Source organism: Nonomuraea sp. NEAU-A123, assembly GCF_018603905.1.
In the GTDB taxonomy this organism is placed as follows: Bacteria; Actinomycetota; Actinomycetes; order Streptosporangiales; family Streptosporangiaceae; genus Nonomuraea.
Map to the genome: position 1 here is coordinate 22,059 of NZ_JAHFZZ010000001.1, position 14,273 is coordinate 36,331.

17 protein-coding genes are annotated in these 14,273 nt (G+C 68.3%); 14 read left to right on the plus strand and 3 right to left on the minus strand.

Translation table 11 applies throughout. The features are described from left to right. The first annotated feature begins 53 nt into the window (after positions 1–53). The 11 genes from map to KLK06_RS59445 all read left to right on the plus strand — a co-directional run bounded on the left by map (position 54) and on the right by KLK06_RS59445 (position 7,173). Complete coding sequence (map, locus tag KLK06_RS00150; protein WP_214633189.1) at positions 54–857, plus strand: type I methionyl aminopeptidase; 804 nt, start codon at positions 54–56, stop codon at positions 855–857. Positions 858–878: 21 nt separating this feature from the next. Then, positions 879–1,307 carry a DUF1707 domain-containing protein gene (locus KLK06_RS00155; RefSeq protein WP_214633190.1) on the plus strand — a complete coding sequence of 143 codons (429 nt, stop codon included), beginning with the start codon at positions 879–881 and terminating at the stop codon, positions 1,305–1,307. A gap of 138 nt (positions 1,308–1,445) precedes the next feature. Then, positions 1,446–1,895: a hypothetical protein gene (locus tag KLK06_RS00160; RefSeq protein WP_214633191.1), complete on the plus strand. Its 450-nt coding sequence runs from the start codon at positions 1,446–1,448 to the stop codon at positions 1,893–1,895. Between the two features lie 309 nt (positions 1,896–2,204). Beyond that, positions 2,205–2,426, plus strand: a complete 222-nt coding sequence (gene infA / locus KLK06_RS00165; protein ID WP_012887858.1) for a translation initiation factor IF-1 — start codon at positions 2,205–2,207, stop codon at positions 2,424–2,426. A gap of 24 nt (positions 2,427–2,450) precedes the next feature. Continuing rightward, positions 2,451–2,564, plus strand: coding sequence for a 50S ribosomal protein L36 (rpmJ, locus tag KLK06_RS00170; RefSeq protein WP_003956441.1), 114 nt, complete (start codon positions 2,451–2,453; stop codon positions 2,562–2,564). Between the two features lie 217 nt (positions 2,565–2,781). Further along, positions 2,782–3,162, plus strand: coding sequence for a 30S ribosomal protein S13 (rpsM, locus tag KLK06_RS00175; protein ID WP_214633192.1), 381 nt, complete (start codon positions 2,782–2,784; stop codon positions 3,160–3,162). Between the two features lie 45 nt (positions 3,163–3,207). Beyond that, positions 3,208–3,612 (plus strand): 30S ribosomal protein S11, encoded by a 405-nt coding sequence (rpsK, locus tag KLK06_RS00180; protein WP_012887860.1) that lies wholly within the window; start codon positions 3,208–3,210, stop codon positions 3,610–3,612. Positions 3,613–3,632: 20 nt separating this feature from the next. Next, positions 3,633–4,259: a 30S ribosomal protein S4 gene (rpsD, locus tag KLK06_RS00185; protein WP_214633193.1), complete on the plus strand. Its 627-nt coding sequence runs from the start codon at positions 3,633–3,635 to the stop codon at positions 4,257–4,259. Between the two features lie 96 nt (positions 4,260–4,355). Beyond that, positions 4,356–5,372 (plus strand): DNA-directed RNA polymerase subunit alpha, encoded by a 1,017-nt coding sequence (locus tag KLK06_RS00190; RefSeq protein WP_214633194.1) that lies wholly within the window; start codon positions 4,356–4,358, stop codon positions 5,370–5,372. 152 nt (positions 5,373–5,524) lie between these two features. After that, the gene (gene rplQ, locus KLK06_RS00195) at positions 5,525–6,058 is read left to right on the plus strand and encodes a 50S ribosomal protein L17 (RefSeq protein ID WP_214633195.1); all 534 of its coding nucleotides are present in this window, start codon (positions 5,525–5,527) and stop codon (positions 6,056–6,058) included. An 86-nt stretch (positions 6,059–6,144) separates the two neighbouring features. Further along, complete coding sequence (locus tag KLK06_RS59445; protein WP_308168039.1) at positions 6,145–7,173, plus strand: tRNA pseudouridine synthase A; 1,029 nt, start codon at positions 6,145–6,147, stop codon at positions 7,171–7,173. Positions 7,174–7,197: 24 nt separating this feature from the next. Here KLK06_RS59445 and KLK06_RS61235 read toward each other — a convergent pair whose 3' ends face one another. The 3 genes from KLK06_RS61235 to KLK06_RS00220 form a co-directional block, all read right to left on the minus strand. Further along, positions 7,198–9,414: a hypothetical protein gene (locus KLK06_RS61235; RefSeq protein WP_214633196.1), complete on the minus strand. Its 2,217-nt coding sequence runs from the start codon at positions 9,412–9,414 to the stop codon at positions 7,198–7,200. A gap of 442 nt (positions 9,415–9,856) precedes the next feature. Next, entirely contained in the window at positions 9,857–10,786 is a 930-nt protein-coding gene (locus tag KLK06_RS00215; RefSeq protein WP_214633197.1) for a hypothetical protein, read from the minus strand. Positions 10,787–10,810: 24 nt separating this feature from the next. Then, positions 10,811–11,563, minus strand: coding sequence for a CAP domain-containing protein (locus tag KLK06_RS00220; protein ID WP_214633198.1), 753 nt, complete (start codon positions 11,561–11,563; stop codon positions 10,811–10,813). A 319-nt stretch (positions 11,564–11,882) separates the two neighbouring features. Between KLK06_RS00220 and rplM the strand changes: the two genes are divergently transcribed. The 3 genes from rplM to glmM are packed head-to-tail and all read left to right on the plus strand — an operon-like array spanning position 11,883 to position 14,221. Next, entirely contained in the window at positions 11,883–12,326 is a 444-nt protein-coding gene (gene rplM, locus KLK06_RS00225) for a 50S ribosomal protein L13 (RefSeq protein WP_214633199.1), read from the plus strand. 25 nt (positions 12,327–12,351) lie between these two features. After that, positions 12,352–12,873, plus strand: a complete 522-nt coding sequence (rpsI, locus tag KLK06_RS00230; RefSeq protein WP_214633200.1) for a 30S ribosomal protein S9 — start codon at positions 12,352–12,354, stop codon at positions 12,871–12,873. A 1-nt stretch (position 12,874) separates the two neighbouring features. Further along, positions 12,875–14,221 (plus strand): phosphoglucosamine mutase, encoded by a 1,347-nt coding sequence (gene glmM, locus KLK06_RS00235; RefSeq protein WP_214633201.1) that lies wholly within the window; start codon positions 12,875–12,877, stop codon positions 14,219–14,221. Positions 14,222–14,273: the final 52 nt, after the last annotated feature.

A 14,273-nucleotide genomic window follows, 5' to 3' on the forward strand; every position in this document is an offset into this window, starting at 1 on the left:
TGGGGGAATTGGTCTCCCACGACTGCCCGTTGAGACCCCGGGGGGTGCCACACGTGTTCAAGAAGAACAAGCATGGAATTCAGATCAAGACGGCCGAGCAACTCGACAAGATGCGAGCGGCCGGTCTGGTGGTCGGACGCACGCTCGACCTGCTGAAGCGTTCGGTCGAGCCGGGGATGACGCCCCTGGACCTCGACGCCATCGCCGAGAAGGCGATCAGGGACGAGGGCGCGATCCCGTCGTTCAAGGGCTACCAGGGGTTCCCCGCCACGATCTGCGCCTCGGTCAACGAGGAAGTGGTGCACGGCATCCCGACGGACGCCCGCGCGCTGCGCGAGGGCGACGTCATCTCCATCGACTGCGGCGCCATCCTCGACGGCTGGCACGGCGACTCCGCGGTCACGGTGCCGGTGGGGGAGGTGGACGCGAAGCTCACCGAGCTGATGCGGATCACCGAGGAGGCGATGTGGCACGGCATCGCCGCGCTGACCGTCGGCCGGCATCTGTCGGACATCGGGTACGAGGTGGAGCGCTACGTCAAGTCGCAGGGCCGCTTCGGCATCCCTCCGGAGTACGGCGGGCACGGCATCGGCACCGAGATGCACATGGACCCGTGGATCGCCAACCACGGCCGCCCCGGCAAGGGGCCGGTGCTGGAGGCCGGGATGTGCCTGGCCATCGAGCCCATGGTCAACCTGGGCACGGAGCGCACGCGCGTACTGGCCGACGATTGGACCGTCGTGACGATCGACGGTAAGCAGTCCGCACACTTCGAACACAGCGTCGCGGTGACACATAATGGTCCTTGGGTGCTTACCGCCCTCGATGGGGGCAAAGAGCGCTTGGCGCAGCCGTAGAACGAGCCGGGAGTGGTGGGTATGGCGCAGAGCCCCGAGATGCGTGCCTCGGACGTCGACCGCGATCGGGTGGCCGCCGTGCTCCGGGAGCACACCGCGCAGGGCCGCATCACGATGGACGAGTTCAACGAACGCCTCGAACAGCTCTACCAGAGCAAGACGTACGGTGAGCTGGCCCGGCTGACCTCCGACCTGCCGGACGTGGACCTGCGCAACCCGCCCGCCAAGCTGCCCGGCACCGCCCCGGCGCCCAAGAGCGGCATGCACTCGGGGATGCGCGCGGCCTGGGGGGCGTGGGCCGCGGCGAGCTCGATCAACTGGGTGATCTGGCTGATCGTGAGCATCACCTCCGGGCACGCGGTCTATCCCTGGCCGCTGTGGGTGATGGGCCCCTGGGGCGTGATTCTGCTGATGAGCACCATCTTCGGAAGTGGGCAAAAGCACCGTTGAGTGTGTAGTAGTGCACTGTGTGCATTCGTCCGCAGAAGGCCGGACATGACCTCCATAACGTAAGCGGTGCCCGGACAAAAAGGGACTGACCCGAGCAGTCCCAGTCCGGTACGGGGAACCGTCTTACAGGAGGACACAGTGCGTATCCGTAACCTGCTCGCCGGCACCGCTCTCGCAGGATCGATGGTCGCCGGAGCGCTGGCCATCGCTCCCGCCGCCCAGGCCGACGCCGCTACCGCCGCTCAGGCGCAGAGCGTCCAGGCCGCTCCGAAGCACTTCTTCGGTCCCTACTTCTCCAACGGCTCCGAGAACGGCGGCCACGAGTCGTACTTCAGGGGCTACTGGCAGAAGCGCGGCGGCAACTACTACTTCTACGGCGATCTGTACGACCGTCACCACAACGACGGCGACTACAGCTACGTGTGGTTCAAGTACTACGACAGCCACGGCAACTTCCACCGCAACTGGTACCGCTCCGACGACCGCCGTCACTTCGAGGGCATCCGCTTCAAGCGGGACTTCCAGATCCGCGTGTGCGAGGGTGACACGCGGAACAGCGGCTGCGGCAGCTACCACGACGTCTTCTAAGCGCATCAGGGGAGCTTCATCCCAGGAGGTGTGCTGACCAGCACGAGGCCCGCCGGTTACCCCGGCGGGCCTTCGTGCTGTCGCGGGCGCCAGGACTACAAGGATGGGGTAAACTCACTCGTGGTTGTGTCAGGACACCTGGCACGCGTTTCGCGTTTTAGTCTCAGGTGTCGTACACTCCTTACTCGGCTCACTATGACTATCACGCGTCGGCGCCCGTTGCCGGTCGCCGCTCTCTTCGAAGCGTGAGGTCGCGGCTGCTTAGTGAACCGGAGCCTCAGACGATCGATCAGTGAAACGCGAGGAATTTTGGCCAAAAAAGACGGCGCCATCGAGATCGAGGGCACTGTGGTCGAGTCGCTCCCGAACGCCATGTTCAGGGTGCAGCTTGACAACGGCCATAAGGTCCTGGCCCACATCAGCGGACGGATGCGGATGCACTACATCCGGATCCTGCCTGACGACCGGGTAGTCGTGGAACTGAGCCCCTACGACCTGAGTCGTGGGCGGATCGTCTACCGATACAAGTAAGACGTCTGAGGAACACGAAGGACAATGAAGGTAAAGCCGAGCGTTAAGAAGATCTGCGACAAGTGCAAGGTGATCCGCCGGCACGGTCGCGTCATGGTGATCTGCGACAACCTGCGCCACAAGCAGCGTCAGGGTTAGTCGCCGCAAGGCTTCTCCGAGTCCGCCCCAGCACGGGAGCGGGCTCGACGCATGAGAAGCCTGCAACAGTAATCGCGCGTCACACCTGAGCAGGCGGCCTGTTTCCAGGCCGTACCACCCAGGAGACCCCCGGTCGGAGGCCGGGGCCCTCACCCCGGGCATGGGGAGGGGACGTGAGGCGCAAGACCTCCGCCACAACGAAGGAGAATGCCCGACCATGGCTCGCCTGGTTGGCGTCGACCTCCCCCGCGAAAAGCGGCTGGAGATCGCTCTCACCTACATTTACGGAATCGGCCGTACCCGTGCGCTGGAGGTCCTCGAGGCCACCGGCGTCAGCGGCGACACCCGCGTCCATCAGCTCACCGACGCCGAACTCGTCCCGATGCGTGACTACATCGAGGCGAACTTCAAGATCGAAGGTGACCTGCGCCGCGAGGTTCAGGCCGACATTCGTCGCAAGATCGAGATTGGTTGCTACCAGGGCATCCGGCACCGCAAGGGCCTGCCTGTCCACGGTCAGCGCACCCAGACCAACGCGCGCACCCGCAAGGGCAAGAAGAAGACCGTGGCCGGCAAGAAGAAGCCCGGTAAGAAGTAGTCCTCGCAGCCGCGGGACCGAACACCTCAGGAGTGAAGGCAAAGGATGCCTCCTAAGAGCCGTCAGGGTGCGCCCAAGAAGGTGCGCCGCAAGGAAAAGAAGAACGTCGCTCATGGGCACGCCCATATCAAGAGCACGTTCAACAACACGATCGTTTCGATCACCGACCCCAGTGGGAACGTGATCTCCTGGGCCAGCGCCGGCCACGTGGGTTTCAAGGGCTCCCGGAAGTCCACCCCGTTCGCCGCTCAGATGGCCGCCGAGAACGCCGCCCGCCGCGCCATGGAGCACGGCATGCGTAAGGTCGACGTCTTCGTCAAGGGCCCCGGCTCCGGCCGTGAGACCGCGATCCGTTCCCTTCAGGCCACCGGGCTCGAAGTGGGCTCGATCCAGGACGTCACCCCGGTTCCGCACAACGGCTGCCGTCCGCCGAAGCGCCGCCGCGTCTGACACCCAGGAGAAACTGAGAAATGGCTCGTTATACGGGTGCGGACTGCAAGCTCTGCCGCCGGGAGAAGACCAAGCTCTTCCTCAAGGGCAGCAAGTGCGAGTCCGCGAAGTGCCCCATCGAGATCCGTCCTTACCCTCCGGGTGAGCACGGCCGCGGACGTCCCAAGGAGTCCGAGTACCAGCTTCAGCTTCGTGAGAAGCAGAAGACCCGCCGCATCTACGGCGTCCTCGAGAAGCAGTTCCACAACTACTACGAGGAAGCCTCTCGCAAGAGCGGCAAGACCGGTGAGGCGCTGCTCCAGATTCTGGAGAGCCGTCTCGACAACGTGGTCTACCGCGCCGGGTTCGCCCAGTCGCGCGACGCCGCTCGCCAGCAGGTCCGTCACGGGCACTTCCTGGTCAACGGCAAGAAGGTCGACATCCCGTCGTACCGTGTGCGCGAGCACGACATCATCGAGGTCCGCGAGACCAAGCGCAACCTGCTGCCGTACGAGGTGGCTCGCGCCACCGCCGGCGAGCGCTCGGTCCCGCCGTGGCTCGGCGTCGTGCCGGACAAGATCCGCGTCCTGATCCACCAGCTGCCGGTCCGCCAGCAGATCGACACCCAGGTTCAGGAACAGCTGATCGTCGAGTACTACTCGAAGTAAGCAGTAGTGGTTGAGGTGCGGTTCGCCGCGCCTCAACTAAGCTTTTATCGGAGTGGCGTCATATAGCGGGCGCCACACGAAAAGGGGAGAACCCGCATGCTGATCGCTCAGCGCCCGACTCTTCTCGAAGAGTCGATCGACGACACCCGATCCCGATTCGTCATCGAGCCGCTGGAGCCGGGTTTCGGCTACACCATCGGCAACTCGGTCCGCCGCACGCTGCTGTCGTCCATTCCGGGCGCGGCCGTGACGAGCATCCGGATCGAGGGCGTGCTGCACGAGTTCTCGACCGTTCCCGGGGTCAAGGAAGACGTCACCGACATCATCCTCAACCTCAAGGAACTGGTCGTCTCGTCCGAGCACGACGAGCCGGTCGTGATGTACCTGCGCAAGCAGGGCCCGGGTGAGGTCACCGCCGCCGACATCGCGCCTCCGGCCGGTGTCGAGGTGCACAACCCCGAGCTGCGCATCGCCACGCTCAACGGCAAGGCGAAGCTGGAGATGGAGCTGACCGTCGAGCGCGGTCGCGGTTACGTCTCCGCCGCCCAGAACAAGCAGCCGGGCCAGGAGATCGGTCGCATTCCGATCGACTCGATCTACTCCCCGGTGCTCAAGGTCACCTACAAGGTCGAGGCGACCCGAGTCGAGCAGCGTACCGACTTCGACCGCCTGATCCTGGACGTCGAGACCAAGCCGGCCATGAAGCCCCGCGACGCGGTGGCCTCCGCCGGTAAGACCCTCGTCGAGCTCTTCGGCCTGGCCCGCGAGCTCAACGTCGAGGCCGAGGGCATCGACATCGGCCCGTCGCCGACCGACGCCGCCCTGGCCGCCGACCTGGCGCTGCCGATCGAGGAGCTGAACCTCACCGTTCGCTCGTACAACTGCCTCAAGCGCGAGGGCATCCACACCGTGGGTGAGCTCGTCGCCCGCAGCGAGCAGGACCTTCTCGATATAAGGAATTTCGGCGCCAAGTCGATCGAAGAAGTCAAGCAGAAGCTGCACGAGATGACGCTGGCGCTCAAGGACTCCCCGCCCGGGTTCGACCCGAGCGCGGTGGCGGGCGCCGGTTACGACGACGACGACAGCGCGTACGTCGAGACCGAGCAGTACTAAGCCATCGCGAGGGCTCTTCCTCGCGAACCCCCGCGCCGGACGGCTCAGCCGCCCGGCGCGGGCGACAGTAACGGGTCGCAAGAGCGACTGCGACCCGGCCCGACTTCGGTACCTGGTACGGCCGGGGCGGGTTAACTCACAAGGAGAACGCAATGCCCAAGCCTCCCAAGGGTGCACGTCTTGGCGGCAGCCCGGCGCACGAGCGGCTGATCCTGGCGAACCTCGCCACGGACCTGTTCCGCCACGGCAAGATCCGCACCACGGTCGCCAAGGCCAAGCGCGTCCGTCCGCTGGCGGAGCGCCTGATCACCAAGGCGAAGAAGGGCGACATCCACAACCGTCGCCAGGTGCTGACGGTCGTCAAGGACAAGGGCGTCGTCCACCACCTCTTCACGGAGCTCGCGGTGACGTTCGCGGAGCGTCCGGGTGGTTACACCCGGATCACCAAGATTGGCGCCCGTAAGGGTGACAACGCTCCCATGGCAGTGATCGAGCTGGTGACCGAGCCCCTGAACCCGGTGCGCGTCTCGCGCTCGGAGGCCCCGGCCGCCGCTGCCGCTCCCGCCGCTGAGACCGAGGCGCCGATTGAGGAGCCTGCTGCCGAGACCGCCGCGTCGGACGAGGCCCCCGAGGCCCCCGCCGCGGAGGCCGCTGAGGCTGGCGAGACGAAGAAGGACGAGGCCTGATCCGTCAGGTCGGTTGAATCGGGCTCGGATCCCTCTTGTGGGGGTTCGGGCCCATTCGCGTTTCAGGTGGTCTGGGGAGGGTGATCGTGGTACGGCTCCGCCTTGATCTCGGCTACGACGGGACGGATTTCTCCGGGTGGGCCAGGCAGCCGGGGCTGCGTACGGTCCAGGGGGAGATCGAGCAGGCGCTCGGCCGGATCCTGCGGCTGACCGAGCCGCCGGCGCTGACCGTAGCCGGGCGTACGGATGCCGGGGTGCACGCGCGCGGGCAGGTGGCGCACGTGGATCTCCCGGTGGAGGCGCTGTCCGCCCTCGACCGCAACCACCGGCGATCCGCCGTCCGCGAACCTTCAGCGACCTTCCCCTCTGACGGCCCCACGTCGACTGGCCCGGTGTCAGATGGCTCTGTGCCGACCGGCCCCGTGCCGACCGACCCGGCGTCGACTGGCTCTGCGCTGACAGGCCCGGTGTCGGGGAATGTCGTAGGGGGTCTGGACGTGGATGAGCGGCTCGCTACGCTGTTGCGGCGGCTGGCTGGGGTGCTGGGGTCGGATGTGCGGGTTCATCGGGTCTCCGTGGCTCCTGAGGGCTTTGACGCGCGTTTCTCCGCGTTGTCCCGCCGGTACGCGTACCGGGTGAGTGACGCGCCCGGCGGGGTGGATCCGTTGCGACGCCGGGAGGTGGTCTGGCACAACCGCCCGCTGGACCTCGGCGCGCTGAACGCGGCGGCCGGACACCTGCTCGGTGAGCACGACTTCGCCGCCTTCTGCAAGAAGCGCGAGGGGGCCACCACGATCCGGCGGCTGCAACGGCTCGACTGGGTGCGGGAGGGCGACGGGGTGCTGGTCGCCACCGTGGTCGCCGACGCGTTCTGCCATTCGATGGTGCGGTCGCTGGTCGGGTCGCTCTTGTCGGCGGCCGACGGGCGCCGGCCCATGGAGTGGCCGGGCCAGGTGCTGACGCGGGCCGTGCGGGACTCCGGGGTGCACGTGGCGCCCGCGCACGGCCTGTGTCTGGAAGAGGTGAGCTACCCGCCGGACGCGGAACTCGCCGAGCGCGCCCTCGCGACCCGGCGTGTCCGTACGTTGGGCGATGTTCCGCCCGCCACCGACTGACCGACCAGCCGTAGCCGTGATCGGTCAGTCGGTGGTGAGGCGGCGTTCCAGGACCTGTGAGGTCTGGTCGCGGAAGGCGCCGCTGACCTTGCCGAGTGTCTTCTCCTTGGTGCCGGGCGTGTGGCCGTCGGCGTACGTGGCGTAGCTGAAGACGATGTACCGGCCCCAGACCAGGCCCGCCGCGTAGCCGCCGGCGATCTCCACTCGTTCGCCGCCCGTGCCGGCCGCCGAGGGGAGGCCGCGGAACCAGATGTTGCGGCCGAGGTTCTTGGCCTTGTCGGCGCTCATGGCCGCCTCTTTGGTCGGCAGCACGGCGATGCCGGTCGTCACGGCGTAGCGGCGCTTGGCGTCGACATAGGTCGCTCGTACGATCCGGCTGCACTTCTGGTCGCGCAGCGCGTCGGCGAAGGGACCGGAGGCGGCCTTCTCGCAGCTTGACGTCATGTCGGTCTTGACCTTGGAGAACACGGCGCCACCCGCTTCGATCTTCTTCTGCGGGAACGCCTCGGAGAGCGACATCTTGCGCGGGTCGGTCTCTTCGGAGTTGAGGACCGAGGTGGCCGGGACGACCGGGGTCGTGGTCGAGTCGGTGCTGACGATGGTGGGGGGTGCCGTCGTCGACGGCTCCTTGGCGACCGTCGTGGAGGCGGGCGGGGCCGGCGCGCTCACCGACTTGTAGGCGAAGAAACCGCCTGTGGCGACGCCTGCCAGCGCCAGTACGCCCAGGGTGATGAAGAGCGCCTTCCGGCCCGCCGGCTTGCCGGGTGGGACGCTGGCGGGCGGGGTCGCCTGGAACGGCGACTGCTTGAACGGCCCTTGCCCGTAGGTGACGGGCAGGCCCTGCGGCGGCGTGGGGCGGTCCTGCGACCCCGGCGGCAGGGACAGGGCCGGAGTGGGTTTCTGGCCCCATACCTCGAAGGGGAGGTCGGGGACCCGGCTCTCCTGCTCGGGTCCGCCGTGGGGGAGCGGGGGCCAGACCGGGACATCGCTGGGCTCTACCGGGTGTCCGGCGGAGGGGGAGTGCGGGTCGAACGCGGACGGAGCCGGGCCCGTGTCGAAGGCATGCGTTCGGGCGCTGGGGTCGAAGGCGCGCGCTGGGGTGGTGGGGGCGGAGGTGGCCGGAGTGGTCGCGTCGAACCCGGGCGCGGTCGTGTTCGCGTCGAAGTCAGGTGCGGTGGTGTTCGCGTCGAAGCCGGATTCGCCGAAGGGCCGGGCGGACGCGCCCCTCGCGTCGAAGGAGTGCGGGGCGGTCAGGTTCGGGTCGGTCTGGAAGTCCTCGGCGTCCTCCGAGGGGTCGTCCTCTTCGTAGTCGGGTGCGGGCTCTCCGAATGCGGGGCCCTTGGTGGTGGGGCCGCCGTATACGGACCGCTTGGCGCTGGAGTCGCCGGACGCGGGGGCGGCGGGCGGGATGAGGCCGCCCGGAAAGGTGGGGGCGTCGTCCGGTGGCTCCGAACTCTCCGACAGGACACTCCAAGGGGACGTCTGGTCTGCCGCGTCGTCGAGGTCCGGCTCCACGGTGAGCTCGCCCGTGGCGGCGGGCCAGGGCGGCATGGCGGGCGGGTCGGAGACGGGCGCGGGCCATACCTGCATGCCCGCGGCCGCGGCGGTGAAGGCCGGCGGCGGCTCCCACGCCGGCGCGCCGGGCACCACAGGATCGACCGCCCAGGTGGCGGGCTCCTCCGGGACGGGCGCGGGCCACGGGCCGCTCGACGGCGACCACGGGACGCCGGACTGGCCGGGTGCCGGGGGGTCTGGTTCCGGCTCCGCGGCCGGCCGCGAAGGCTGGGCGCCGGATGCCTGCGCGCCCGGTTCGGGTGCGGTGGGCTGCCATGAAGGTTGAGCACCAGGCAGCGGCGCGCCGGGCTGCGACGGGGGCTGAGCGCCGGGCTGGGCGCCAGGTGTCTGCGCGCCCGGCTCCGGTGCGGTCGGCTGTCCTGGCGGTCCGGAGCCGGTGGCCTGGGGGCCGCCGGGAGGCCGCGGGGAGGGGGACGGGGTGCCGGGCTGGGCGCCGAGGTTGCGGGGCAGGCGGCCGCGCATGGGGCGGGGCGGCCCCTGAGGGTCGGCGAACCAGTCGTACGGGGCGGCGTCGTCGCCGGCCACCTCCCACGGCTGCGCGCCGGGGAAGGCCGGCAGGCCGGGCAGGTCGGACTGGTCCTCGGCCTCGGCCGATGCCGGGTCCGCCGGCTGTGGTTCGAACGGTTGCCACTCGGCCGACGCGTCGAAGGCCGATGCCCCGGTCACTGTCTGCTCGGCATCCGGCGTACCTGGGAAAGCAGGCAGCCTTTCCGCCATGGGAGCAGGGCTGAACGGCGAATGGCCGCCCGGACGGGTTTCGGAGCCGTCGTCATCGGCACGGTCATAACTGGCATCGCTATAACCGGCGCTGTCAGAGCCGGAATCGGGGCCCGTGCCCGGTTCGGACGGAGCCGGCGATGCTTGATTGGACCCGGGCGCCTCTTGGGACGCCCGTGACTCGGGATATTGAATGGGCTGGCCGAAGCTCGGCGGTGGCGTCGCCGGTGCGGCCGAGCCGTCGGATTCCCTACGATCGTTCTCAGACCCAGGTTCCTGGCCACGCATAAGGGGGAGCCTAGCGAGAGTCGCGAGATCGTTATGCCGGTATGGGCGTTCCCGACTGGATCAGCGATGCTATTTGAGTACTTATGAAGGGGTTTAAGGGCGTTTATGCGCCCGAGTGGCCGGTCAGCGTGCGGGCGTCGAGGGCCTTGAAGACGGTGGCCTTGGTGATGTCGTCGACCGCCTGGAAGAGCTTCTTCTGCCCCTTCTTGTCGGGCTTGCTGCCGTCCTTGTTCTGGAACCAGATCATGACGGCGTAGTGGCCGTGCATCCAGATCTGCGTGCCGCCGCTGCCGGTGCCCAGGCTCTTGGTGAGCGAGTCCTTGCCGGCCAGCGGCTTGACGTAGTCGGTCTTGCTGCCGACCGACCGCACCTTGGTCGCGGTCTTGGTGGACTTGAGGTTGGCCACGCCGACCGTGCCCATCACCTTGCCGGCCTTGTCGCGGAAGGTGGCGCGGATGATCTGCGTGCACTTGCCGGCTTTGAGGGCCTTCTGGATCTTGCCGCCGATGACCCCGTCGGCGCACTTCTTGACCTTGCTGGTGGTCGTCATCGTGTAGGAGCGGCCGGCGACGGTGACCTTCTTGGCCGCGAAGAGCTCCTTGACCGTGAGCGGGTCGGGGTCGGTCTTGCGCTCGGCCGCGTAGCTGTACTTGCCGGGAGGCGCCGACGGCAGCGGCGCGGAGGTGCGGCGGGCCGCCTCAGTCTGTGCCTGCTGGGAGTCGCCCGACTTGAACATCACCACGAGGCCCGCGACGAGCACGCCGAGCACCGCGAGGCCGCCGAGCGTGAACCAGAGCGGTCCCCGCGAGCGTTTGCCCTCGTCATAGGGGCTCCAGGTCGTGCTGCGCCGCACCGGCTCGGCAGTCGGCTCGGCCGCCACCGGGTCCTTGGCCTTGGCCTTGCGGGGAGAGTTGGCCGCCGCGACCGGCTCGAAGGGGTTGCGGGTGCCGCCGGATTCGGCCGCGTCACGGGCCCTGCGAGAACGGCGGGGGGTGCTCTCCGTGCTGGTGTCACGTTCGTCGGGAAAACCCATGCGGCGACATTACCGTGAAGGCGGTCATGAATAACCGAAGTCCTGGGTCCACCAAGGTCCGCCCGGACCGGCCACCACGCCGACGCCGATGGACTCGATGCGGCAGTTGAGGATGTTCTGGCGGTGGTCGGCGCTGTCGAGCCAGCCGCGGACCGCCTCTTCCGGCGAGGTGTAGCCGCGGCCGATGTTCTCGGCGGCGCCCATGCGGTAGCCGGCGCGCTCCATCCGGTCCCACGGTGAGGAGCCGTCGGGGGAGTCATGGGTGAAGCGGCCGCTCTCGGCCATCTCGATGGAGTGCGCGCGGGCCGAGCGGGTCAGCCTCGCGTCCGTCCGGAGCGGGCCGCAGCCGCGCTTGACCCTGGCGCGGTTGGTGAGGCTGACGACCTTGGCCGCCATCGCCGGCGACACCTCGACGGTCTGCTCGCCGAGCACCCGCGTGGGGTCCTCCGCGGTGTAGCCGGGCACCGTGTTCTTGTCCGGGCTCTTGGTGGGCCGCATGCTGGCCCGGCCGCGCGGGATCCCGGTGGTGGTCTCCCTGGCGATGCGCCCGGCGTACGGCTGCGCCTTCTTGGGTTTGGGGGTGGCGGTGACCTTGGCCGCGGCGGCGGGCGGGGCCGTCTCGTTGAGGTAGATGTGGCCGGCGGGCTCCGCCTCGTCGGTCATCCGCCCGATCAACACGCCCGTGAAGAGGACCGCCATGAGGCAGGCGAGCACCCCCAGATGGTTCCGGCGCCGTGCGCTCCGCTGGGTGTGCCGGGTGTGAGAGTTGTGCCACATGCCACAGCCAACGATAGAGATGTCTGGTCCTGGGAAAGAAGGGATCCCAGGGAACCGAAATCGAACCGTTCTGTGTCAGGTAGACTCGACCTCGGGTTACCGGTCTTTTGACCAGCACCCTTAAGTGCGGGTAGCCTAATCAATCGTTGTGTGCATAGGTCCAGCGTGACCAATGCGCGGCGCGTCCGGCGTCATCTCCCATCATCAGCCCATCGGGCGGGGAGACGGAAGGTCCGGGCCGTCGTGTGCCCGCACCGACCGACCCTAGAGCTGTCGCTTCCGACAGCGCCGAAGACGCGAGCATAAGAAGGCTACGACCGTGCGCACGTACTCACCGAAGCCCGCCGACGTCCAGCGTCAGTGGTACGTCATCGACGCGACCGATGTCGTGCTGGGCCGGCTGGCCAGCCACGTCGCGATCCTGCTCCGCGGCAAGCACAAGCCGATCTTCGCCAACCATGTCGACACCGGTGACTTCGTTGTCGTCATCAACGCGGAGAAGATCGCGCTTACCGGCAACAAGCGTGAGCAGAAGAAGGCCTACCGTCACTCGGGTTACCCGGGCGGTCTGCGTTCCGTCAGTTATGGCGAGCTCATGGACAAGCGGCCGGACAAGGCCGTCGAGAAGGCCGTCAAGGGCATGCTGCCGAAGAACTCCCTCGGCCGGAAGATGGCCAAGAAGCTGAAGGTCTACGCGGGGTCCGAGCACCCGCACCAGGCCCAGCAGCCGGTGCCGTTCGAGATCACCCAGATCGCCCAGTAGTTTCCGAAAGATTTAGAGGAGAACCGTGGCTGAGCCCACCGGTGTCGAGACGGCCGTCGAGGCCGAGGTGGAAGGCTTCTCCGGCGAGGAGTTCCCTTCCGAGTACACCACCGAGTCCACCGCCAGCGCTGACGCTCCCGTGCGTAAGCCCGTCACCACGGGCAACTCGTACGGAACCGGCCGCCGGAAGGAGGCGATCGCCCGCGTGCGCATCGTCCCCGGCACCGGCAAGTGGACGATCAACGGTCGTTCGCTGGACGTCTACTTCCCCAACAAGGTCCACCAGCAGATCGTCAACGAGCCCTTCGTGGTGCTCGGCGCCGAAGAGGCGTTCGACGTCATCGCGCGCATCGACGGTGGCGGCGTGACCGGCCAGGCCGGCGCGCTCCGCATGGGCCTGTCCCGTGCGCTGACGGCCCTTGATGTCGAGGTCAACCGAGCGCCTCTGAAGAAGGCCGGCTTCCTCACCCGTGACGCCCGCGCCACGGAGCGGAAGAAGTACGGTCTCAAGAAGGCCCGTAAGGCTCCGCAGTACAGCAAGCGCTAAATTGGCGCGCCTTTTCGGCACCGACGGGGTTCGTGGGGTCGCTGGTCGCGATCTCACGGCGGAGCTCGCCATGGACCTTTCGGTCGCGGCGGCTCACGTCCTCGGCGATGCGGGCGCGTTCTCGGCCACAGGACGTCGTCCTGTGGCCGTCGTAGGCCGGGACCCGCGTGCCTCGGGGGAGTTCCTCGAGGCCGCCGTGGTCGCCGGCCTTGCGTCGTCCGGAGTGGATGTGCTGCGCCTCGGCGTGCTGCCCACCCCGGCCGTCGCCTACCTCACCGCCGCACTCGGCGCCGACATCGGCGTCATGCTGTCGGCGTCGCACAACCCCGCGCCGGACAACGGCATCAAGTTCCTGGCCCGCGGCGGCTTCAAGCTGTCCGACGCGGTCGAGGACGAGATCGAGCGACGGCTCGGCGAGGACTGGACCTTTCCCGTCGGCTCCGCCGTGGGCCGGGTCCGCGACGCGTACGGTGAGGCCGACCGCTACATCTCCCATGTGCTGACCACCGTCAGCGGCCGGCTCGACGGGCTGGACATCGTCGTCGACTGCGCTCACGGCGCGGCCCACATGGTCGCCCCCGAGGCGCTGGTGCGGTCCGGAGCCAGGGTGGAGGCGATCGGCGCGCGGCCAGACGGCCTCAACATCAACGCCGGCTACGGCTCCACCCACCTGCCCAAGCTGCAGCAGGTCGTCGTCTCGCGCGGCGCCGACCTCGGCATCGCCTACGACGGCGACGCCGACCGCTGCCTGGCGGTCGACCACACCGGTGCGATCATCGACGGCGACCAGATCATGGCGATCCTCGCGGCCGACATGCACGCCGAGGGCACGCTGGCCAAGGACACCGTGGTCGCGACCGTGATGTCCAACCTGGGCTTCAAGCTGGCCATGCGCGACACGGGCATCAACGTGGTGGAGACTGCGGTGGGCGACCGCTACGTGCTGGAACGCATGAAGTCCGGCGGCTACAACCTCGGTGGCGAGCAGTCGGGACACGTCATCATGCTCGACCACGCCACCACCGGAGACGGTCTGCTCACCTCGCTGCACCTGCTCTCGGTCGTGGCCCGGTCGGGCAAGTCGCTGCGCGAGCTGGCCACGGTGATGACACCGCTGCCGCAGATTCTGATCAACGTCAAGGACGTGGACCGGGGCAAGGCGTCGGTGCCCGAGCTCACCGAGGCCGTGGCGCTGGCGGAGAAGGAGCTGGGCGAGACCGGCAGGGTGCTGATCAGGCCCAGCGGCACCGAGCCGATGATCCGCGTGATGGTCGAGGCTTCGTCCGAGGAGCATGCCTCCGAGGTCGCGGGCCGGCTGGCCGACGTGGTGCGGGCCGCCTGCGTCTGAGTCTTTTCCGGTGAGGGGCACGGCACCGCCGTGCCCCTCACGCGTATTCTGC